The organism is Proteiniborus sp. MB09-C3 (assembly GCF_030263895.1).
Taxonomy (GTDB): domain Bacteria; phylum Bacillota; class Clostridia; order Tissierellales; family Proteiniboraceae; genus Proteiniborus.
Genome location: NZ_CP127161.1, coordinates 1,675,131 through 1,696,428, shown reverse-complemented (window position 1 = coordinate 1,696,428; position 21,298 = coordinate 1,675,131). Strand labels below are relative to the sequence as shown.

Below are 21,298 nucleotides of genomic sequence, written 5' to 3'. Positions count from 1 at the left end.
ATGATAAGATTCATCTTATACTTACCAAATATATGATTATTGAACATTTAGCTCATTCAAGACTTCTTGAATATTTTTTAGAACTTTAATAGATAATCTCTCTCTTGCTTCTTTTGTCCAACCAGCTACTTTTTTAGACAAGATTACATTAGAGTATTTTTCAAATTCATTTTTATAACTCCCAGCACCATCTTCATCATAAATTGCGTAATTTCCTTTTCTTTGTATCCATTCTAAAAATGCTGGAACTTCAAGTGGAGTACCTAAAGAAGTATTAATCAATATTTTCCCATCACCAAACAAATCAAATTCATCTTTTACAAGTATCACTGTATTTTTAGGCAAATGAATAGATATAATTTCTACTGTCTTTAGCATTTCATTAAGCGGAAGATATTCTACTCCTTCCTTTTCAATGTCCATTTTTCTACTTCTACTAAAATAATAAACCTTCATCCCAAAGGCGGATGTCATTTTCGCTAACATTCTACCTGTTGTGCCCATTCCGATTATCCCCATTTTCCTTTGTGTTATCTCTACAGCTTCATTTTTCCACTGGTGTTCTCCTAACCCCTTAAGTAATCTTATTAATTCATTAATAATGAATTCAATTAATCCTTTCTAGTCCTTTCATTGAATTTTTACTTTATACCATCTTCAATTATTGTTGGTAAAATAAATGTGGTAGAGGTATCCATAGTTGATCAATGAAATTTGTAATATATGTAGTAGACTTCGCTCTAACCTTGATTACTATGCACCAATTACCATGAATTCTTTGACATTCTTCTATAACTACATTAGGTACAACTATGGAATATATTTATTTGTCCAATATCCGTTCTGATAAAATCCCTCAAAGGGCAAGTCAAAGGTTTCCTCATCTAAACTGTTATAAATACGCCTCAATGTATCATTGCCCTTAATGTTGCTAATCAAAATATATTACCTTCCTTAACTTTTCTAGCGAATCGATCCAGATATTGAAAACAACAATGTTGTCATTATCCCCTTTAAAAGGGAGCTGTTCCTTTGTAGGCATGCTCTTTTCCCAGCCCCCACCCATGAGATTGAATGGATAGGTGGTGACTGAGTTAATTCGGTGGTTCGCACCGTTCATTATAAATTCTACTCCTTTTGCGATTGCGCAAAACTTCCCTATAATTAACTTATCTCCAAGCGCATCATAGTGATGTGTAACATGTTCTTCAAATTTTTCTGCTCCATTAACATCATCATAATAGGTATACTCGCCAACAATAATATTCGAACGGGTTATGACATTTTTTATGTAGCAAATATTTTTTATTGCTTCGTTTGGATATATTGTATTTGGATTAGGTCCATATTGGATAAATATTTCCTCCTTTTTTAGTTCTTAAAACTTCTTATCTTTTTTGACCGCTTTTCTGCTGCATACAATATACTGTCACTTCAAACGATTCATTACCAGGCATTGCGCCTGAGCATGTTTCAGTCGTTTCAAAACCCATTGCTTCATATAAATGCAGTGCAGGATTATTTCCAACTAAAACCTCCAGCCCAAGTGGCCTTTGGGTAGTATTTTCTATTACATGCATAACCAAACTTTTTCCGACTCCCTGACGCATAGAATCGGGAGCCACATAGAGCCATGCAATTTCTTCCTCTGAATATGCCACAAACCCTACTACATTGTCATTTATAAGTGCAACACATACCGTGTAATCAAATAATCCTTCATTAACGGCTGCCTGTGCAAGTGGCACGAATGCATCATCTAAACCCGCCAGTTGAAGTTCTATTTTTCTAGCACTATCATGTATTTCTTCAATGCGCGACCAATCTTTTTGATTGTAGTTTCTTATTATAATATTATCCATGCTTTATTCTTCTCCTTATGCTAAAATATTCATTATATCCTTGCAAATCAACTAAAATTAAGTATTTAAAAACACCTCTTCTCTGAAGCATTTGCCCAAACTTCCAAATAGGTAAATCCATCTTGACTTTTGATTATTTTGCATCATGATACCATTCTAATGCTTTTCTTTCTAATTCCTTAACAAAGTCATCTTTACCATCGCAATAAGCCTCAATGTCCGAAGGAAACATAGTGGCTAATCTGCTCTTTAGTTCTCCATACTCAAATGCCTCTTCTGGATGTGTTCTTAAATAATCACGAACAGCTAAATGCCTTTCAATATCATTAGAATTACTTCTTTCAAATATATGAATTTGATGGGTTCTATTTTCCAGCCCTTTTCTAAAATATCTTCTGCCGATCATACCAAATTCACCTTTTGCCTCATAACCCAGAGCCTCAAACTCTCTATCGTAATCATCGACTTTTGTAATGTCCCTTACCACTGGCATAATATCAATGATGGGTTTAGCTCTTAATTTTTCCACTGATGTGCTTCCAATGTGGTAAATATCAACCAATTCATTTCCAAGTATATTTCTAATTTTTTCAGCCTCTTCCAAATATAAGTTTTTCCATTCGCTGTTATACTCTATGACTTTAACTTTCATATAATCTCCTTTCTAAGCAAAATATAATTTCCCTTATTATTCCCCAATTATGATTACCATGAAACTATGCTCATTCTATTCAACGAGTATTTATCTACACTATAATTTAATATACCAAGCAACTATTTGTCCTCTTGCACAAGCAATAATAACTCATTTAAACCTTGCAACATATCCTCTGATAAAGCAGGAACGCCCATTTTGTCGAAAACATCTTTCATAAAAACGAAGATGTTTCTCAATTTTTCTGGTGACCATTGGTATAGCCATGGGTTTACCCATACATTTAGAAATAATAAAATCATTTGTGATAGCTCGTGAGGACGTTCAGTTTGAATCGTACCGTCTTTTATGCCATCCTCTATAACACTGGAAAGTAAGTCAGATGCAACGCCAAGGGTATCGTGCATATGCATTACCAATAGTTGAGGGTTTTTTTGATATGAATTATTCGAGTGAGTGTTAATTTCTTGCTTAGAAGATATAATAGCAAGCGATAATACTTTGCGTAGCTTTTCTATTCCAGACAAATCGCTATCAATTATGATTGACTTTATAGGTTCAAATCTCTGTGCCATCATCTTTTTATTTACTTCTTCTAATACTTCTTCTTTTGATTTAAAGTGATGATAAAACATACCAAAAGAACCGTTCACTTGTGTGTAAATATCTCTTACAGAAGTGTTTTCATAGCCTTTCTCAATAAAAAGCTTTGTAGCAATATCCAATAACTCATCTTTTCTTTCATCTGGTTTTTTTACTACTCTTGACATAATTATAACCTCCTAACAGAGCTAAGCTCTGTCATTATTATAATTCACAGAGCTTAGCTCTGTCAATCCTTTTTAATACTTTAATCAAGAATCCTGCTTAAAGGCCTTATACCTCTCAGATTGTTAGACCACTCTTCATCGGATAACGTGTTCACCAATGATACAATGTCCTTTCTGTGATCTGTAGATCAAACAGTGCGTACAGAAGACCCTATCTATTAATCAATCTCGCTGAGCCACTGTAAAAGTGGTAAATATTATCGATCGTTCTGTCCGAAAAAATTCCCTACTCCGTCCCTGCATACACCAAATGCCGTTTCACATAGACCTCTACTTGAGTACAATCATAATGAGACAACTTGCACTGCAGATTGGTGCGTTGGCGAATGGCTACGTAAGACTTCTTCTGTTCGTAGGTGGCGTCTAATAATCCAGAGGAATCGGTAAGCTAGAGCGTGAGATGCTCAGGCAATGATGGACGTTTACTCGCTCTCTTACCACTATAAAATGTCTTCAAAAACCAGGCTAAAAAAATGCACTTTTCGGCTCCACATGGAACACTTGTGCAATCATGTCTATAGTGAAAAGTAGATTGAGTATTAGCATTTTGCAGAGCTGATATTACAGCGCATACCATATAAGATTATTTCAAAAGAACTTAAAGTCCCAGCTTATCGAAAAATCGGCATTGCTATGAAAGACAGAAAGACTGTTTCTCTGGCAGTTAAACAGTTTTTTAATTATCTAAAATACAGAAACTGCATATAGGATATTGTATCTGCTATTATCATAGAGGTTGGTTTTTTAACGTTAGTAATAAAAATCAGTAGCTATTATGGCTACTGACTCAGAGTGTCAATAACCGCTCTTTAGGAGAAGCTGAAAAACTGTCTCATGTGCTATTGCAAGTGGGATTTGTTTTGCTTCCATACTAAAATGATGTATAATAATATCTATAGTAGGTCTTTGTAGTAGAAAGCAGATTGATATAACATAATGCAATTATGAACATAGTCGGGACCTATATGTTGATAAAAGAGGGGTTATTATCTCATTAATTTATTTTCCGGGGTGCAAATACACTGCACATTCACCCATAAATAGTGATAAAATTCAAAACTATCTCAAAAAACGATTTGATATGCACATTACAGGATGTTGCAGTACAAATATGAGCGAAGTATCGGATGAAGATATAGCAGTATATATATGTCCTACGTGCGGGGCTTTTCTACAAGAACATTCCTCTCAAATAAAGTCAATCAGTGTGTGGGAGATTTTAGATGAAGATAGTGATTTTCCATGGCCTGATTACCATGGCGAAGTGATTACTGTACAGGATTGTTGGAGGACCTATGATAATCGTACACTACAAAATGCTGTCCGTAGTATCTTAAGTCGCATGAATATTATAACCGAAGAAATTGAAGCATCATATGACAAAGTTGATTATTGTGGAATATCTCTTTTAAAGCCGTACTCTCCTCGTTATGAGCGTTTTGCCCCAGTGCGATTTATTGAGAATGCAGGGGATAAATTTGTTCCTCACACCGAAGAAGAACAGAGAATTTTTATGCAAAAACACTGTGCTCAATTTAAGACTAATAAAGTTGTATGCTATTGTACAGGCTGCTTGGAGGGATTATCAATCGGAGGAGCGAACAGCATTCATCTGATGGATTTAGTAATGAATTCCGTACAGGAGATAAAATGAGTAAAGAAATACCCGCAAGATGAAAAATAGACAGTGTTGTTCATGCTATCAAAAAAATCTCTTTAAAGTGAATTTTCTCTTGCGTCGGAACAGTTTGAGCAAAACACAGAGGACATTTGCGATAACTAAGAAAATGCCTTTCATTGTTATGGCACATACGGATGGAGAAGTTAAAAATGAATGAGAATCAAGATAACATTATCAAAACAAGAGCTATGCAGCTGGTCTTGGAATATTTTGACTTCACCGGGCGCTCATCACAGAAAAAGGATCAGCCGGACGCTTAGGCAGCGTGGTCACCACACTGGAGCTTACACCTACAAAGCGGATTTACAAAAGTTACGATGAGTATTGCATATATCTCACACAGGTAGAATGTGGGGCCTGCATGTGCAGATGTTCGCCTCTTGCTATTACCGACAAAGGCAAGGACAATCAAATCTGTGAAGAATAATCGACAGAGAAATTCTGTCAAGATTTGCCCCTCTGTATGGCTGCGCCAAATGTAGTATCAGTGTACCCTGCGAATCTAAGAATCCAGCGCTATAATAACCCCATGTATTCAACATATAGAAGGGAAATCCTATCAAGTGGGCTCCGCGGTATGACTGCCCCAAATGCAATATCAGTGTTCCCTGTGAATGTAGAAATCCGGTAGCATAATGTAACCTCCACTATCGTTCTTGTTTTTAAGTTCCATCTCATGAGCGCAAATCTAAAAACTTTGATTTTGATACACCAGTAGAAAAATTAAAAAAGAGACATATCTCTCCAATGAGTCATCCAGGGAAACAAGCTCATAGGAAAAATTTAACAGCTTAAAAACCACCTCCAAGATTAATGAAGTTAAGGAACCTTGAGTCAAAAAGTTTGAAGGTTTATTGTGCATACCCTAATTTAACACATATCCACAAATTTGATTTCGCATGATATTTCGTGTCTTTATTGTAGGGGTATTATGCTAGGCTGCACAAATATGCCAACAGGCTTTGTCACCCAGGATATTTTTCTGGGTAGTAAAGCCTGTTACCAGGCCTGTTTTAGCGTATATATGGGTTCCTGCAGTCAATATTTTAATTATCTAAGATAAATCAAAAATATAGCACCAATTCTTTAAAAATTGGTGCTAATAATTTAATAATTATGGGACATTTTTAAAAATGGTTGACACATTTATGTTCTTATCTTTCAAAATTTTAGTATTAAACTGATGTCAATATATCAGAAATAAATTTATAAAGTATATAAGAAACATTACTTAATATAAGCGATTAATAATTTTTTTATTTGTTCTCTCGACGTAGTAACGCCCAGCATTTCACGTGAGTTACAGTACGCCAGAACAGTGAACCAGTAGTATATAGAATTCTATAACTACCTAAAGTATAACAAGATGTCTTCAACTGATTGTTCTGGAGACTGTTCCGATGTATCCAGCCAAAAACCTATTTTTGGAGTCGTCTTCATGAAATCTGCATATAGAGTACCTGCCGTGAATCCAGTATATCCGACCTTTCCTCTCATCTTTTCACGCTTTTTTACTGTTTCTGCATTCTGACAGAGTATTATTACATGAACTGGATAATGTTTCAACATATCCAATATCCGGGAAATTTCTTCACCATAGTAGTTGTCCTGTAAAACAACGGAAAATCCGTTATCATAATAGGTTTTTACAGCATCTATCGGCTAGGCGGTAACGTAAATGCAACTGTCGGATAGCCTCATCGGATGGCTGCTCAGACATCTCAGCACGTCCTGATACAATCATTCTGCGAAACACATCACCACACAGATGCACTCCCTTTTCCATTTCCGAGGCGAGCAACTCAGCAACTATTGATTTTCCTGATGCCATAACACCAGTGATTAAATATATCGATCTTTTCAACGTAGACTACCCTCTAATTTATAAATTTTAAGCTCGTCTTCATTACACAAATTATTTTATCCAGATGATAAATTTCTGTCTATAAGCGTATTACATAAATAATTTGTCAATATTACTGAATTTAAAACCTTCTGATTTGTTACAACATATTCCTATATCAATAGAGTTAAGGTGATTAGTACCCTCTGAAGTCTGTTTGCTTATGGTAGCTATTCGGTGCATGACGCACCACGTCACAAGAGCTTCAATAAAAAGAATTTAATTTTGAGTCGGACTCTCAGTCAGTGGAGTCAGGAGAAATCACTTCCCACTTTCCAAACAGTGTCAATCCTGCCGCTTTAGCCAGCAACGTAGATGCCTGGTTATCAAGCTGGCATCGGTACTGAGGTTCGTATCCCTGATCATAAGCGTACTTGCTAATTGAACGCACCACTTTGCGAGCATGACCTTTTCCCCTAAAGGACGTTAGAGTCAGTACGCCGAGATCCGCAATTTGCGCATTATCCCAGGGATACATGCTGGTGGCGCTAACTAGACGGTTTTGCTCAAAAGAACCAAATACCGCCCAATGATCTAATTCCACATAAGCGTCATCCAAGTCTTGTTCCGAGGCGAAGGACTGAAACTCGGAAAAAATCACATCATCTTGTTCTGTTAGCTGGCGCAAAACACCTTCCAAGTTTTCTTGCAACAATACGTTCTTATCGGCTTCTGTAAAATAAAAAAGATAATCTGCACCATGCAGAGTGACTCCCACTTCATCCAACTTCTGACGAAAGGTCAGCTCAGACAGGTCTTGTCGCTGATAAAGGTCTAACTTATCGGCCAGCTCCGGCGTCAAAACCGCCATAACTCGACCATCAGTGGTTTCTAGCACCATGAACCGACGGTCTTCGCTCAGGTCAGGGTTAATAACGATAGTAAAGACTTCGTCGCTATAGAGGACATCTCCGTTCAAAAATGTCGTCCGCCAAAAGTCAGTTACCGTTTGTGAAAATAAAGGTATACTTCCTACTCGATTTGATTGATTCGTCATTTTATTCACTTCCTTATACTTATTTACTTGCACTCTTAAGTAATTTTTTAGTAGATCTAATTTCACTTTTTCTGTTCCTCTACCCCAATATCATTATCTGCATAGGTAGTCTCTTACTAAATTTTCTGTAATACGCTTATTAAAGCATCTATTTGAGGCGAATGCTTTAATATATCAGTGATTTCTTCCATACGGACCTAATTTTAACTTATTTAACACTTATTTTCAATATTAGAATCAAATAAGTCTTCAAATTTTATTTCACCACTACAATTGATATCATCATTAATTAAAATCATATAACTTCCGGCAAGACTAAAGTGCCATTTAAGCTTCCACTTGAAATCTTTATTTCAGTGAATTTTTCTATTATATAAAAATCATTCTGAACCGAAGTAACTACTAACCCAATTATTATGACTATTCCATAAATCATACAACCTCTAAAAAATCACCGTTTATTGTTTACCGCTACTCATGATTATAAACCTTCTTCACTATAGTCCATCGGGATTCCCCAATAAAGTATCCCTTTAAGCCACTTTTTGTCCTCTTTATATCCTCAAAACCAAATCGGCAATAAAGGTGTTTTGCAGGATTCCCTCCAGCAACTGCTAATGTATAAAATGTGTTCTATGTAGCATTCTCCTTCATTTAGTTTGTAACCTTCTAACAGTGCCATTTTGGTGTACATCATTATAACATTGTAGACACCATCCCGCCTGCATAGCGATATAATAGGAATGTTTTTATTTGCATTTTCTGTTTTTCTGCAACGTATTAGAATTACGCCAACTACCTTTTCATTTTGTTTAGCTACAAAATGAAGATATGCGAGATCATCAGATTTGAGATGCCAAGAAGCGTATAAAATATTTTCTATATCATTATTACTTAACTTTTGTGTCGGCAGAACTTGCTCTTAAAAGATTGTACTAATAAACTTTAGTTAGGCAATTTTAAAAGCTTGATTGGTAATGCTGGTTAAGTTCTGATATAAATGAAAATTTATCCAGTAAAAACGGATACAAATATACAATTTGAACATTTGCAATTTAAAAATTTCAGGCTATTTTAAGATAGCTATAGATATCTTGTATTGGCTTGTTTTTCTTGGCTGCTTTGTAGATATATAGTAATAATTCTTTTTCTGTAGAAACTAAATAAATTGGTTTTTTAAAGCCGTCACCATCAACTTCATAGGAGATAACTACTAAGGCATTTTCTAGTCTTGTCACAGGTCCTTCATAAACATATACCCTGTATTTCTTACCTTTGACTGTCACTAAGTCCAAGGTAGAAGGATCTATATACTCTGCAAATTGGGAAAGCTGAAGCTTTATTCCCTTAGGCTCTATAAGTCTATTTGATTTCACTGCTCCAATAAAATGGTACTCTTTTTGTAAACTGGTATAAATTATGTCTTGATTGCTATACCAAGAGTCCGTAAGGACATAAACCTTGTTACACTTTGATGGCTCATTGAAGTCAGCAATAAAGCTTTTAGCTATATCTACTTTGCTTAAGAAGGTTTTATTAATGTCATCACATTGGTCTTTTCTATAGTAAGGTTGGTACTTTATAGGAGTAGATATGTCCCCTACTACAAAATTTGAAGTAACTACATGAAGTAACTACACAATGAGACCATACGCTTTTAACTTCTATATGAGAAAAATGATAATTAAGTCCTTCCATTTTTTTAGCGGAAGATTTGGGATTAATAGTATGGATAGTCAACACTTATTTAGACAGTTTTTTTAAGGTTATGTAATTTATATTGTCTAGGACTTAAATATCCTAGTGTTGAATGAACCCTAATATTATTAAACCAATTTACATAATCAGCTAACATAATTTCTAACTGCTCTAGGCTTTCAAAATGATAGTTATTAGCGAATTCAGTTTTAAATATCTTGAATGTAGCTTCAGCTACAGCATTATCATAGGGACAGCCCTTCATGCTTAAAGAACGCTTAATTTTGAAGGTATCTAGGACTTCATCTATTATTTTATTTTTGAATTCGTTGCCTCGATCTGTATGAAATAGTGTAATATTATCTAATTTAGTTTTAACCCTTGCAAATGCTCTATAAACTAGAGGTGCATCTTTATTAGGACCAGCGCTATAACCAATTATTTCTCTATTAAATAGGTCGACTAAGAAACATACATAATTCCATCTTTTATTAACTCTAACGTATGTTAAATCACTGACTACAGCTGCATAAGGTTCATCTGTATTAAATTCTCTATTTAGTTCATTAGCAATCTTTGATTCATTACATTTATCCACATGATGCTTGTACTGGGCAACTGTATAGTTTGATACTAAGCCATTTTGCTTCATTATTCTACCTATTTTTCTTCTAGATACTATATAGCCTGCTTTTTTTAGCTCGACTTTAATTTTTCTAGTACCGTAGTTATTTCTACTTGCTTTAAATATATCTATAACTTTTAGTGTTATTTCATCTGTAGATTCTTTAGCTTTTGATTCATAGTAATAAGTACTTCTAGAAATTTGCAGGACTTTGCACATTGCTGATACACTGTATTTGTGGGTATTACTCTTAATCACATTTACTTTCGTCCTAATATCAGCGCTGCTTGCTTTAAAATATCATTCTCCATTTTTAGCTGTTGATTTTCTTTCCTTAACTTTATTAGTTCATTTTCCTCTGGGGAACGATTATCTTTTTCCTTGAAAGATCCAGTTGTTTGGCTTCTTTTTATCCAGGTATTAAAGGCGGTGGGTGTTAAGTCATATTCAGCTATAATATCATTCTTAGACTTACCACTTTCGTATAGTTTTACCATTTGATCTTTGAATTCTTCGGTATAGGTTCTTCTTTCTCGTTTTATCATATAAACTCTCTCCTTTTTCTATTAATAGCTTACATTACCTTATTTTTATTGTCTAGTTTATTGTAACCTATCCAGTATCATCAGTGATTAGAAACCCTACAGAATTAGATTTTACATGTTGTTCTAAAACTAGATTCAGGTACGATATACGGTTGCGATTGATTAGGCTATCATCCCACTCAGATTTGCTTAGGAACTTGTAAATACTGCTACTATCTTTAGCAGATAAAACAGCTTTAGAAACTGAATGTATTGATTTATTTCCATCAACGACTATTAGTCCATACATTAAATTGCTTAAATGATTTAACTGTGGCTTAGTCATTCCATAATTTACATCTTCAATATAGTTGTAAATCTCACGGTTTGGATATAAAATATTAGTAGTTGTATATGGCATAGTTTTCAACCTCCGTTTTTTAATGGTGTGGTAACTTTTATTTAACATAGGTTGAGGATTTATGTCATATTTATTTTTTGGAAGCATTACCAATTACAATTTTATTTTTGCAGAACTAAAGTTACTAATAAAAAAACTCTGACAATTATGTTAATCTATCATTGATAACCATCACGAAATAACGATAGGAGGATAACATATGCCAGAGCTATATAAATATTCTATCAAAGAAATAGAAAATTTAAAGGATTTTTTCTTGGTAACCTATGTAATTATTGATGACATATACCAAGAAATTACTCCAGAATACATTAAATTCCGTAAAAATGTCGAGTATTCAATTTTATCTGATAGCGAAATCATCACCATTAGTATTGTGGGGGAATTGCTATCTATAGATTCTGAGAAAGCTTGGTTTAACTTTTGCAAAAAGAATCTAGCTGATCTATTCCCTAGACTTTGCGATAGAACTAGATTTAATCGAACACGTAGGAATCTACATTCCATCATAGACGAAATTAGAAAAAAGCTTTCTTCTAAACTCGGCTACACTGATGATCCTCATAGAATAATTGATAGCATACCTATACCAGTTTGTAAATTTGGTAGAGCTGTATTTCATAAAGCTTTTAGGGGCATAGCCACTTATGGCAAATGTCCATCTAAAAAAGAAACTTATCTTGGCTTTAAAGCTCATATGCTATCCACTTTAGATGGATATATTACAGACTTTGTTTTAACTGATGCTAGTAAAGATGATCGTAGTGCTGTTTGGGACTTAGCTTCTAGCTATAACTCTTTAACTATTATAGGGGATAAAGGCTATATAGGTGAAAAACTAGCTTTAGAGCTAAAGCAGGAAAAAGAAATAGACTTAATCTCTATGAAAAGGAATAAAAGTAAAATTCAATTTCCAAAGTTCTTTAGGCAGTTAATTTTTAAAGCTAGAAGAAGAGTAGAAACTTCATTTTCCCAATTAACTGAACAGCTTAATATAAATAAAGTTAAAGCTAAGTCCCTATGGGGCTTAATAACAAGATTACGAACTAAAATTTTAGGTCATAATATTTGCTACTTTATTAATAAATGCCTAAATAAGGATATTAACTTAGCAAATATTAAAGAATTAGTATTTGGATAAATAACCCATATACAATCGATTCTAATTTCCTAAAATAAGTCTAACTAAATGAATCGCCATATTTTTCCTATTGGTTGTTAATTTTATATAGCACAACAGGTGAGCTTATCATTATATAAAGCCAAAATCACATAATAATTTCATAGTCGATATATTCACCAGAAAAAAAAGTATCTTTATTTTCTCTCCTCTGATGAAGTTTAAAGCCAATCCTTTCATAATTGTGTTGTGCAGGAATTAATTTTCCATTTGTAGTAACAACTATCTTTTGAATGCCATCATATTGGGCAATTCTATTGATCGCTTCTTGAAGTTGTTTTTTTCCATAGCCATTTCCTTTATACTTCGTCACAATACAGTTATGCCCAATTTCTACATATCGAGGCATATTTCTTGGATCCCATGATATATGTCCTATTGGTTCACCGTTCAAAATGGTAATAAAACCGCATTTATTAGTAAATTGTAAGTTATCGTAGAAAAAATCATCATAACTTTTCCAATCTTTATCAAAATACTCTTGCCATTTGCTATCAAAAGAATAACTATCTACTAATTGTTTATATAATATTCCTCTTGTATAATCACTGAAACTCTTAAATTCTATATTCATAATTATACCTCACTCTCAAATTTTCATCATCATAGTCCTACTTCTATATTTAAGGAGCATATAAATAATCAACAGCTTGAATCTGCAATACAAATTTATATTAGATGGACTACAGAGTCATTTTTCCACCTTTATAATTATTCCAGTATATCCAGAAAAGCCATGCTCTTTTCCTTGTCCAAATCCACTCAAAACTCTTTTTAATCTTTAAAATCTACTATGGCATCTATATTTTTGCCTATTTTAAATGGGCAAAAAGTGATTTTTTTAGCCCATTTTCCGCTTCAAATTCATCCTCGAGCCACAGCACATTGTGATAAGACTCTATTTTTTCTCCCTTTGACCACAATACGTCATCATTATCACAGTCTCCACATACCTTGTTTCTGTATTTCTGATGACCATCAAGCCCGGTACCCCCTTAGCGGCAGGGTATGTTTCAATTATTAAAACATCTCTGACGCATTATTTCTCTTTACTAAATATCTGCATTATCTCTTGGTTTTTTTCTTTGGATATTATCCAAATGAAAGTCTTATATTCACTATTATGAAACAAGTTGAGAAACGGTATGTTAACTTTCTTCATTTTACTCAACCTAATATATGGTATAATTTGCATTTTGAAACAACCTTTCATAAATTCTTCACTCATTAGTCAATACTAGTATTTTGATTTTATGTATTTTGCTATGCTATCAAAATCTCCATATACAAACTTTTCGTTAATATTTAATAAGTTTAGAGTTTTTAATATCTTTTGTTTATCTTCAATTTTAATAACTACATCAGCATTTACTTTTTGTATTGCCAAGGTATGTGAATCATATGTTGCATCCTTATATGAAATATAATTTTGATATACAAATAAACCTTTTTGATTTACACCCCTTTTAAATGACATAACAGGCTTATATATCATAGGAATTAAACCATTCATGGTCGTTAACCAGGCTGTATATTCTGTTATTATTTTAAGAAAATACCTCAAATAAATTAAATAATCTATAGCTCTAGATAAAGAATGATGGCTGCTTAACTCAGAATATACATCCTTATCTTCATTTAAAATTTCAAGAGGTAAGGAATATCCTTTTTTAAAATCTTCATGATTAGGAAACTTTTTCTCCAAATAATCATGTTCAATAAAGTTATGCTCTAAGACTTCTATGATATCTGTGTGAAGGTTATTAAAAATTTTATAAAATTCATCTACATATTTTTCTTCAAATTCTATTATCAAATTCAAAAACGCTCCCAAAAATCTCATATCATCTGATAATATCATTTTTAAAAGATTTTTATCTTCAATAAATTCAATTATAGGAGTTATATCTATTGTGGGTGATTTTATAATGTATATATAACCACTATCATTTAAATTATGACAAGAAGCAAAATATAAGGCTATAAGGGGATTATTAGTAAAGTCCAGCAAATTTGTAGGCATACCATGATGTTGACAAAAAGATAAAAAATTTTTTCGTATATCTGTGCTTATTTCACTCCATACTTCGTATTTAAAATCTTCCTTCATTTTAATAAATGGATATTCAATTTTGCTACCAAAACCTTTTCTCACTGTTCTAAATGCTGAAGCTTCTAAAGTATTATATTCTTTAGATTCACCCCTAAACAAACTATTTTCGTTATTTATATTATTGATAATACTTATATATTCTTCAACACTTTTTATCGTTTTCATTCTTAGAATCATCTCCTTCATACACTAAACAAATAACCTATATAGACGACCTTTTAAGAGCTTTTTTACAATCCGAAAAATATTTATCCCCAAACATATCGTCGATTGATTTATAAACCATTTAGTATAATATTCTCTTACTTTATTATCCTCACCCTTTAATCGTAATATAGGCTAAATAATCAAAATATGGATTGTTAGCTATGTATAAATTTTCATTAAAGCATGCTTGTCCCATAAATTCTTATTTTCCAATAATTAACCCACTTAACAACATAGATGCTCCTAAAATTTTCTTTTTCATATTACAAATCTCCTTTATAAATTCCTGTTTGTAGTCCTATGAATTTAAATTTTCCCTATACCAACTATAATTCACCTTAAATGACATGGGTTAAATACAGTGTTTTTAGGCTCATGCTTTGCTCTAAGTTTGCATATACCTTCTTCCTTCAAAGTCATAATTGCTTGTCAAATAATAAATATCATGGCAGTCTTTCATCTTGCTATTAAACTCCATCTGATCTATTATTGTGCCCTTTTTTTTCGGCAATCGTAGATTCTAAAGAATATGTTAGGATTTCTAGTTTGCTAAAATCTTGTAATATAACTTCTATTTTTCTTTTATGTAGGTATATAAATAATAATATTCCCTACTCCGATATCGATGTCAAATGGTATTCCTATAATACCAATTACTCAAACCTAAAGTATCTATATTCTCGTACGACAATACTATTACATTATCGATAATCATGAATTTTAGATAATTATTTAGCAACAGGATAACATTAATACCTCATCTTTCTAAATAATTTATGAAACCAGAAATATAATGTCTATATTTATCCTAATATTCTTAAGTGCATTAATTCATAGAATAATTTTTGTACTGCCAATATTTCTTTATCTCATTGGCTTTTTTCTTTTATCTTTCTATCTATCGCAATTTTCATCTAATTAATTTTTTGTTGCGCTCTTAAATCTAATGTTTCCATTTGCGCTAAATTGGAATAGCATAGCTCTAGTGTTTGTTGGTTTGCGTAACGAAAGCAATCTAATGCAAGAAAGCCATCATCATTAATGACAAATGTTTCTCTCAAAATTGATTAGGAGATATCACTACAAGATAAAATAGAGCGTTCAAAATCAGAAGGATTCATAATTGTTCTGGGATAAATAGAAACTTTATCTTCAAGCTCATACGCCTTAACCAATCCAGGACCATATACAACTTCACTGTCGTGATATAGTTTACCCACCGCAATTCCTCCTCTTAATAATAATCCATATTGTGATAATAGAGTTTGGGTAAACACAGAAAGAAGCTTAGTAATCTTATTAATAGCACCTCGTTCTTTCAATCCTATAGAAAATACAAGACTATCAGAAATAGAAGTCATCATAACACCTTTTAGCTTCATCATCTTGGCTCATAAAGTAGGGTAGTTTTAAGATAGTACCACTATCATCAAATTTAGATTCATCATTTACAAGGCGTTTAAATCCAAGTATATCAATAAACACAACTATCTTTTCTTTATATTTCATACTAACCTCCACTTAACAAGATACCTATATAAATACAATACCTATTATAATTATCTTCCTATATTTAAATTCTTCTGCAACAGGACTACAACTTCTGTATACCTTGAGATGACAATAATGATGTCACTTAGACCTGGAAATCCCTTGGTAAATGAAAGCATAAAATTCATATGCAATACTTTTTAGTTTCAATTTTGATGCTTGATTATCAGATAAACTTAACAAGCTTTTAGAAAGGTATTCAAACATTATTACAATCAGTTGATAATATTTATCATAGAATGTAAAATCAAATAATTTTATAGTCATGTCTGTCCCATGTACGTAATCACACATTTCCTGATAATTTTTATAAATATATTTGCTATTCTCCTCTTTAGATTGGACTAAATCACAAATATCTCTAAATGATATCCGTTTATTTTTATGTTTTGAAATCACGTCCCGTAACCACTCATTCTCACCTTTTCTATTGCTATAACTTTTAATCTTATTGAAAATTACTTTGATATTATCTTTATTTAAATTATCTGGAAGTTTATCGCCTAACTTTTTATTTATATTATAATCAACCCAACTTTCCCATAATTTTTCTTCTTTAAAATACTTTATACAATAACTATATACATAACATTCAATTATAGTTCTATTTAAGGAACCCAATGAAAAAAAGTTTCCAATAATTATATTATTAATTGCCTCCTTTGAAAGTTCTAGAATATGTTCTGTTCAAAGATTAATTGTCCATTGATAGCTAAACATACTATCTTTCAAACATAGTTTAAAATCTTTATCTGCTTCATCAATAAATAATTTTATAATCTTTACAATTTTTTGTAATTCTGTTTCATTGATAAACTCTAACTCTCTTTCATTATAATATAATAAGCTATTCATAATAAATTCACCTTTCATATTATCTTGATGTTTATACAAGACTATTTTAAATATTTTTCTTCAATTATTGATAATTCACTGCTATTTCATCTTCTGGTAGTATCTTTAATTTTCTAGTATTGTAAATATCATATTTCTTTAATACTTTTCGTTTCATTTCCTACGAGACACTTTAACTTCTAGGATTTTCTCTCTATCTAGATTGTAAAAATTCATTAAGTGAATTTCCCAATCATTCATTATTATAGATGTTTTATCTCTTGACATATCTTCTATATGATCTAGAAATATAGTGACAATATGATTAAAATCTGTATATACATTGTACCGAATATATTAGTTACCATTGACACGATTCTCTTTTTAAAATTTGGTGAAGAAACACTATAAATCAGATCAAAACTGCTCTTTTAATCGGTCTAACAATAAGTCAAAAATTTCATTAGTATGTTCTTCATCACATTTTGCAATTTCTAAGCAGTTAATAAATTTATAACTAAGATTCTTGCATAAATATAAAACATCATTTGTATACTGAGTTTGTATCTCTCTATTTTGGCTAATTTTAGATAATAAAAGAGTTGCTAAAATTATTGCTATAAGACTCGCAATTAACGAAGGATCAATTTCATCATAAGGTAAATTATCCTTCAAATTACTAATAATAATCCTTATAGGAGTTTTTATTTTAGTTTTTCTGTTAATAACCTTATTATAATTAATTCGTCCATCTGGATGTAGGTCAAAGGTGTAATTAACTTCATCTACCTTTGGTAAAATTTTATCTTTAAATAAACTGCTGTCCATATTAATATTGCAAATATACATATAATTTTCAAAAATTCCACGGCTTAAGGCATAGATACACTCCGGCAAATGGGTTTCCCTCAGTTTATTTATACTTTGCAATGTTCTAACTGTTTTAAGGGCAGAAAAAATGCAATAATCTGCTTCCGTAGTAATTTTATATTCACGTATAGAATTAGTCCCACTATGTCTACGTATAAGGTCATTTAGGCTAGATATTATTGCCTCTAATGCATATTCTACTTGTTCATTTATATATGTATCTGAATTAATTACATATTGGATGCTATTAATATGCCCCTCAAGCTCTTCATTTAAAAGTTCATCATATTCTTTACATAATGATTCAAACTCTTCTATATCACTTTGGGATAATAAATCAGTATTTATATCACACGGTAATAGTCCATCGCTTTTATAATATGCATATATATGATTTTCCTGAAATCCTAATTCACGAAAAAGATATACATTTTCTAATAACATATCATGATTATAAATAGGAATATTCCAAGCAACAAAATCATTTTCTCCAGGATTTATACCATAATCTTCAAAAAATATTTTTTTTATCTCTTCTAAAGTTTTCATTACTTCTTCGTCTATGGTAGTTTCTTTTACCAAGTCATCATCTTTTGTCCCAATTTTAAATCTTTTATTCTTACAACAATCGCCGTATTTTTTTCCACTCCCGCATTGACATGGAATTTCTTCTGATATTTCTAAAAATGAATTCATAACAATCCTTCTTATCTAATGATTTCATGTTTCTGATTATTATTAAATGACATTTCATATTCTGTAATATATGGTTTTATTACCTTTTATCGCATACTATACTAATGCATTTGCGATGACTTCCATTTGAAAAGCCAGGGTTCCCGTCCGAGACCGCTGAAAAAGTGTTCTCTTCCTGTCCCCTTGGCTCATTCTTTTATTTATTGAGCTTCGTAATAATATCCTTGATTCCTGTCACTGCAAATGTAACTAGTCCACTAAATATAAAAAAGAATCCTATCGGCAGTAAAAAGAAATTCTCGTGCAGAAATCCTTCGGCATCGATGTATTCCACAGAGTTTGCTTTTATCAGAATACAAGCCACACCAAAGGACAGCAGTGCAGCACCGATGATGATAGCAATCAAATTCATTTTTGCTCTTCGGGTTTCGCTTCCGTCTTTGATCAATTTTTCAGTCATGTTGTTCATATCTTTTCCTCCTAAGATTAATTGGTCGAGCGAAAGGTCAAACGCCATGGATAATTCCACAACCATTTCTAAATCTGGAAGATTTTTGTTATTTTCCCAGTTTGAGATAGCCTGCCTAGATACATTTAATTTTGAAGCTACCTGTTCTTGGGTCAACCCTCTGTCCTTTCGAATTTTTCTTAACTGTTCACCAAAATCCATTTTATAACACCTCCGCTTTCTCTTTAATCATAGTATCTCACTGCCGCTCAATCAAGCAAGCAGCTCTTGCATTGACCATTTTCAGTGCCATAATCACTGTCATTGCTCATTTCAGCACTGATTTCAATAATCACAGACTTCATGCTGTCTGGTTTTATTTCGCTTATTGAAATTCAAATCGCCGTTACTCTGCATAAAGCACTACCTGTATATATAGGTGAAATTATATAAATTTATTTCAAGCCTTTTTACTACACTTAACTTTACTTTCTTGTCATCAATACTACTACCTTACAATACCTTGAGGTGACAATATAGATGTTGTATGTATATAGTAACCCCTTAGTGGAAAGGTTTCTAATAAAGTTACTTTTTAAAATCCAGCTTCTGGCCATTTTCTGAATATAATCCATGCTAATAACTTTTATAATTAAACCTGTTTTCTTCTATTCAAATCATGCTAAATATCAATAAGAGTTTGCCAAATTAGATATTATACTCCTTTATATAATATCTTCGTTTTAGGAAAAATAATTATAACTAAAACCTCTTATATAATCGTCAATACTACTCTCTCTATCATTATTTCTGCATATTCGCAAAATCACATTTTTATTATTACTCTTTGTATATTATTTAAAAGAAATTTGTTATGCTATTTCTTTTCACCAAGTAATCCTTTTTTAATTCTGGTATTCAATTCACCAAGGGCAGTTTTATTACTATCGTATTTCAACAATTTTCTTGATGATTCATAATCAAGCCATTCATGTTTGATATGTTCATGTGATAATTTTAAGTCTGCTCCATTTACATTCACTGCAAAAGAATATTCTGGAATAACAAAACACTTCTCTCCCCATCGCTGTCTATCATTTTCACTGAAACATTCAACAGGAATACTACAACAAGTATCCAGCATATAATATGAAGTTGTATACGCAATATTTGCCTCTTCATTAGCTTCTCTTTTCGCAGCTTCTATGGGAGTTTCATCATCTTCTCCACCACCTGCAATAAATTGCCAAACATCCATATCCGCCCTCAAAAACATACAATATTTAATTTGCTCATCTTGTATAACATATGGTATTACTAATATTTGAAACTTTGCCCTTGGCATCATATCTCTCCTCCACAAGTTTGAATTTATCTCTCTTTACAAATCTCTACTCAATTAATAATCTATTATACAAGAATCACAACACTATTTTTTTGACAACAGGCAGACCACCTCGCAATGGCTTGAGAGGATAGAATGAATGTCATTTGTGTATGTCCGTTCTCAGAAACATATCTACTGTGTTTTTGGGACTATCGGTAGACGGGAACATATCCATTACACTTCACAATTAAACTTAATGCGCTCTTTCATATAAACCGGAATCTGTTGGTTACTTGTATTCACTCGGAACAGGAATATTAAATCCCTCACACAATAGTTTTACATCATGCACATCTGTATAGCAAAATTTTAACCTATGATAAAACGTTCATAAGCTATCTTTTTTCCTGTAGACGTTTTAAAATTCTCATCTATACATCTTTTTATTTTTTGCTGTTCCTTTTCTTTATCCATAACCGTTAAGTTCTCAAGCAAATCTGCTTCCCATTGTATCTGAAAATCAGGGCCATCAATTTTAGAAGGAGTGTGATGGTTACCTATTATAAAGCATATTCGATCAATATTTTTGTCATATTCTACTTTTTTTAATATATCTTTTGCTACTGTTGGTCCCTCTATCTCCTGATAGGATCCATCTATTGAACCATACTTTTTTTGTGCTTCAACAGCACCAATATCATGTAGTATAGCAACAATACTAATTAATTCTTTTTCTTCTGCTTCAACATTTTCACCTTTCATTATCTCTTCTGCATTTTGTAAAACCTTGAGAGTATGGTCAATTCCAAAAGGAATTTCTTTGAAGATTTCTTTCATCTCTTTAATAATTTTTTCCATATACATTGATTGCCCCTC

The 21,298-nt window shown here is 32.2% G+C and carries 24 protein-coding genes and 2 pseudogenes; 2 read left to right on the top strand and 24 right to left on the bottom strand.

Annotated features, from left to right (window positions below; all coding sequences use genetic code 11):
• Positions 1-36 precede the first annotated feature (36 nt).
• The 6 genes and pseudogenes from QO263_RS08145 to QO263_RS08120 all read right to left on the bottom strand — a co-directional run bounded on the left by QO263_RS08145 (position 37) and on the right by QO263_RS08120 (position 3,287).
• The gene (locus QO263_RS08145; protein WP_285629244.1) at positions 37-588 is read right to left on the bottom strand and encodes an NAD(P)-dependent oxidoreductase; all 552 of its coding nucleotides are present in this window, start codon (positions 586-588) and stop codon (positions 37-39) included.
• Positions 589-810: 222 nt separating this feature from the next.
• Positions 811-939 carry a hypothetical protein gene (locus QO263_RS08140; RefSeq protein WP_285628649.1) on the bottom strand — a complete coding sequence of 43 codons (129 nt, stop codon included), beginning with the start codon at positions 937-939 and terminating at the stop codon, positions 811-813.
• Positions 940-973: 34 nt separating this feature from the next.
• A pseudogene (locus QO263_RS08135) lies at positions 974-1,354 on the bottom strand (LbetaH domain-containing protein); the annotation flags it as partial.
• Between the two features lie 34 nt (positions 1,355-1,388).
• Positions 1,389-1,862 (bottom strand): GNAT family N-acetyltransferase, encoded by a 474-nt coding sequence (locus tag QO263_RS08130; RefSeq protein ID WP_285628645.1) that lies wholly within the window; start codon positions 1,860-1,862, stop codon positions 1,389-1,391.
• Positions 1,863-1,995: 133 nt separating this feature from the next.
• Positions 1,996-2,514, bottom strand: a complete 519-nt coding sequence (locus QO263_RS08125; RefSeq protein WP_285628642.1) for a GrpB family protein — start codon at positions 2,512-2,514, stop codon at positions 1,996-1,998.
• Between the two features lie 122 nt (positions 2,515-2,636).
• Complete coding sequence (locus QO263_RS08120; RefSeq protein ID WP_285628640.1) at positions 2,637-3,287, bottom strand: TetR/AcrR family transcriptional regulator; 651 nt, start codon at positions 3,285-3,287, stop codon at positions 2,637-2,639.
• Between the two features lie 1,171 nt (positions 3,288-4,458).
• Between QO263_RS08120 and QO263_RS08110 the strand changes: the two genes are divergently transcribed.
• Positions 4,459-5,001 (top strand): hypothetical protein, encoded by a 543-nt coding sequence (locus QO263_RS08110; RefSeq protein WP_285628637.1) that lies wholly within the window; start codon positions 4,459-4,461, stop codon positions 4,999-5,001.
• A 1,374-nt stretch (positions 5,002-6,375) separates the two neighbouring features.
• On the opposite strand, the gene QO263_RS08105 is transcribed toward QO263_RS08110, so the two are convergent.
• The 8 genes and pseudogenes from QO263_RS08105 to QO263_RS08075 form a co-directional block, all read right to left on the bottom strand.
• Positions 6,376-6,597 carry a phosphotransferase gene (locus QO263_RS08105; protein WP_285628635.1) on the bottom strand — a complete coding sequence of 74 codons (222 nt, stop codon included), beginning with the start codon at positions 6,595-6,597 and terminating at the stop codon, positions 6,376-6,378.
• Between the two features lie 64 nt (positions 6,598-6,661).
• The gene (locus QO263_RS19140) at positions 6,662-6,859 is read right to left on the bottom strand and encodes a hypothetical protein (protein WP_285629243.1); all 198 of its coding nucleotides are present in this window, start codon (positions 6,857-6,859) and stop codon (positions 6,662-6,664) included.
• A 310-nt stretch (positions 6,860-7,169) separates the two neighbouring features.
• Positions 7,170-7,994: a GNAT family N-acetyltransferase gene (locus QO263_RS08095; RefSeq protein ID WP_285628633.1), complete on the bottom strand. Its 825-nt coding sequence runs from the start codon at positions 7,992-7,994 to the stop codon at positions 7,170-7,172.
• A 229-nt stretch (positions 7,995-8,223) separates the two neighbouring features.
• Positions 8,224-8,364, bottom strand: a complete 141-nt coding sequence (locus QO263_RS08090; RefSeq protein WP_285628630.1) for a hypothetical protein — start codon at positions 8,362-8,364, stop codon at positions 8,224-8,226.
• Positions 8,365-8,399: 35 nt separating this feature from the next.
• Positions 8,400-8,873: pseudogene (locus QO263_RS19005) on the bottom strand (GNAT family N-acetyltransferase); the annotation flags it as partial.
• Between the two features lie 119 nt (positions 8,874-8,992).
• Complete coding sequence (locus QO263_RS08085) at positions 8,993-9,304, bottom strand: hypothetical protein (RefSeq protein WP_285628627.1); 312 nt, start codon at positions 9,302-9,304, stop codon at positions 8,993-8,995.
• Positions 9,305-9,675: 371 nt separating this feature from the next.
• Positions 9,676-10,796 (bottom strand): IS3 family transposase gene (locus QO263_RS08080; RefSeq protein ID WP_285628624.1). Its coding sequence is split into 2 segments (ribosomal slippage): positions 9,676-10,547 and positions 10,547-10,796, totalling 1,122 coding nucleotides; the frame shifts between segments, so codons are not numbered across the junction.
• 67 nt (positions 10,797-10,863) lie between these two features.
• Positions 10,864-11,196, bottom strand: coding sequence for a hypothetical protein (locus QO263_RS08075; protein ID WP_285628621.1), 333 nt, complete (start codon positions 11,194-11,196; stop codon positions 10,864-10,866).
• Between the two features lie 199 nt (positions 11,197-11,395).
• Between QO263_RS08075 and QO263_RS08070 the strand changes: the two genes are divergently transcribed.
• Entirely contained in the window at positions 11,396-12,337 is a 942-nt protein-coding gene (locus tag QO263_RS08070; protein WP_285628618.1) for an IS982 family transposase, read from the top strand.
• A 127-nt stretch (positions 12,338-12,464) separates the two neighbouring features.
• On the opposite strand, the gene QO263_RS08065 is transcribed toward QO263_RS08070, so the two are convergent.
• The 10 genes from QO263_RS08065 to QO263_RS08020 all read right to left on the bottom strand — a co-directional run bounded on the left by QO263_RS08065 (position 12,465) and on the right by QO263_RS08020 (position 21,286).
• Positions 12,465-12,950: a GNAT family N-acetyltransferase gene (locus tag QO263_RS08065; protein WP_285628615.1), complete on the bottom strand. Its 486-nt coding sequence runs from the start codon at positions 12,948-12,950 to the stop codon at positions 12,465-12,467.
• A gap of 663 nt (positions 12,951-13,613) precedes the next feature.
• Positions 13,614-14,654 carry an FRG domain-containing protein gene (locus QO263_RS08060; protein ID WP_285628612.1) on the bottom strand — a complete coding sequence of 347 codons (1,041 nt, stop codon included), beginning with the start codon at positions 14,652-14,654 and terminating at the stop codon, positions 13,614-13,616.
• Positions 14,655-15,763: 1,109 nt separating this feature from the next.
• Positions 15,764-16,078 carry a hypothetical protein gene (locus QO263_RS08055; RefSeq protein ID WP_285628608.1) on the bottom strand — a complete coding sequence of 105 codons (315 nt, stop codon included), beginning with the start codon at positions 16,076-16,078 and terminating at the stop codon, positions 15,764-15,766.
• Complete coding sequence (locus QO263_RS08050; RefSeq protein WP_285628606.1) at positions 16,041-16,205, bottom strand: hypothetical protein; 165 nt, start codon at positions 16,203-16,205, stop codon at positions 16,041-16,043. The genes QO263_RS08055 and QO263_RS08050 overlap by 38 nt, the downstream gene beginning before the upstream one ends.
• A gap of 123 nt (positions 16,206-16,328) precedes the next feature.
• Complete coding sequence (locus QO263_RS08045; protein WP_502928706.1) at positions 16,329-16,868, bottom strand: hypothetical protein; 540 nt, start codon at positions 16,866-16,868, stop codon at positions 16,329-16,331.
• A gap of 66 nt (positions 16,869-16,934) precedes the next feature.
• Positions 16,935-17,102 carry a hypothetical protein gene (locus QO263_RS08040; protein WP_285628603.1) on the bottom strand — a complete coding sequence of 56 codons (168 nt, stop codon included), beginning with the start codon at positions 17,100-17,102 and terminating at the stop codon, positions 16,935-16,937.
• Between the two features lie 396 nt (positions 17,103-17,498).
• Positions 17,499-18,647, bottom strand: a complete 1,149-nt coding sequence (locus tag QO263_RS08035) for a YecA family protein (RefSeq protein ID WP_285628601.1) — start codon at positions 18,645-18,647, stop codon at positions 17,499-17,501.
• Between the two features lie 196 nt (positions 18,648-18,843).
• A complete protein-coding gene (locus QO263_RS08030) occupies positions 18,844-19,317 on the bottom strand; it encodes a helix-turn-helix domain-containing protein (protein WP_285628598.1) in 474 nt (157 codons plus the stop codon).
• Between the two features lie 655 nt (positions 19,318-19,972).
• A complete protein-coding gene (locus QO263_RS08025; protein WP_285628595.1) occupies positions 19,973-20,443 on the bottom strand; it encodes an NUDIX hydrolase in 471 nt (156 codons plus the stop codon).
• A gap of 348 nt (positions 20,444-20,791) precedes the next feature.
• A complete protein-coding gene (locus QO263_RS08020) occupies positions 20,792-21,286 on the bottom strand; it encodes an HD domain-containing protein (protein ID WP_285628593.1) in 495 nt (164 codons plus the stop codon).
• Positions 21,287-21,298: the final 12 nt, after the last annotated feature.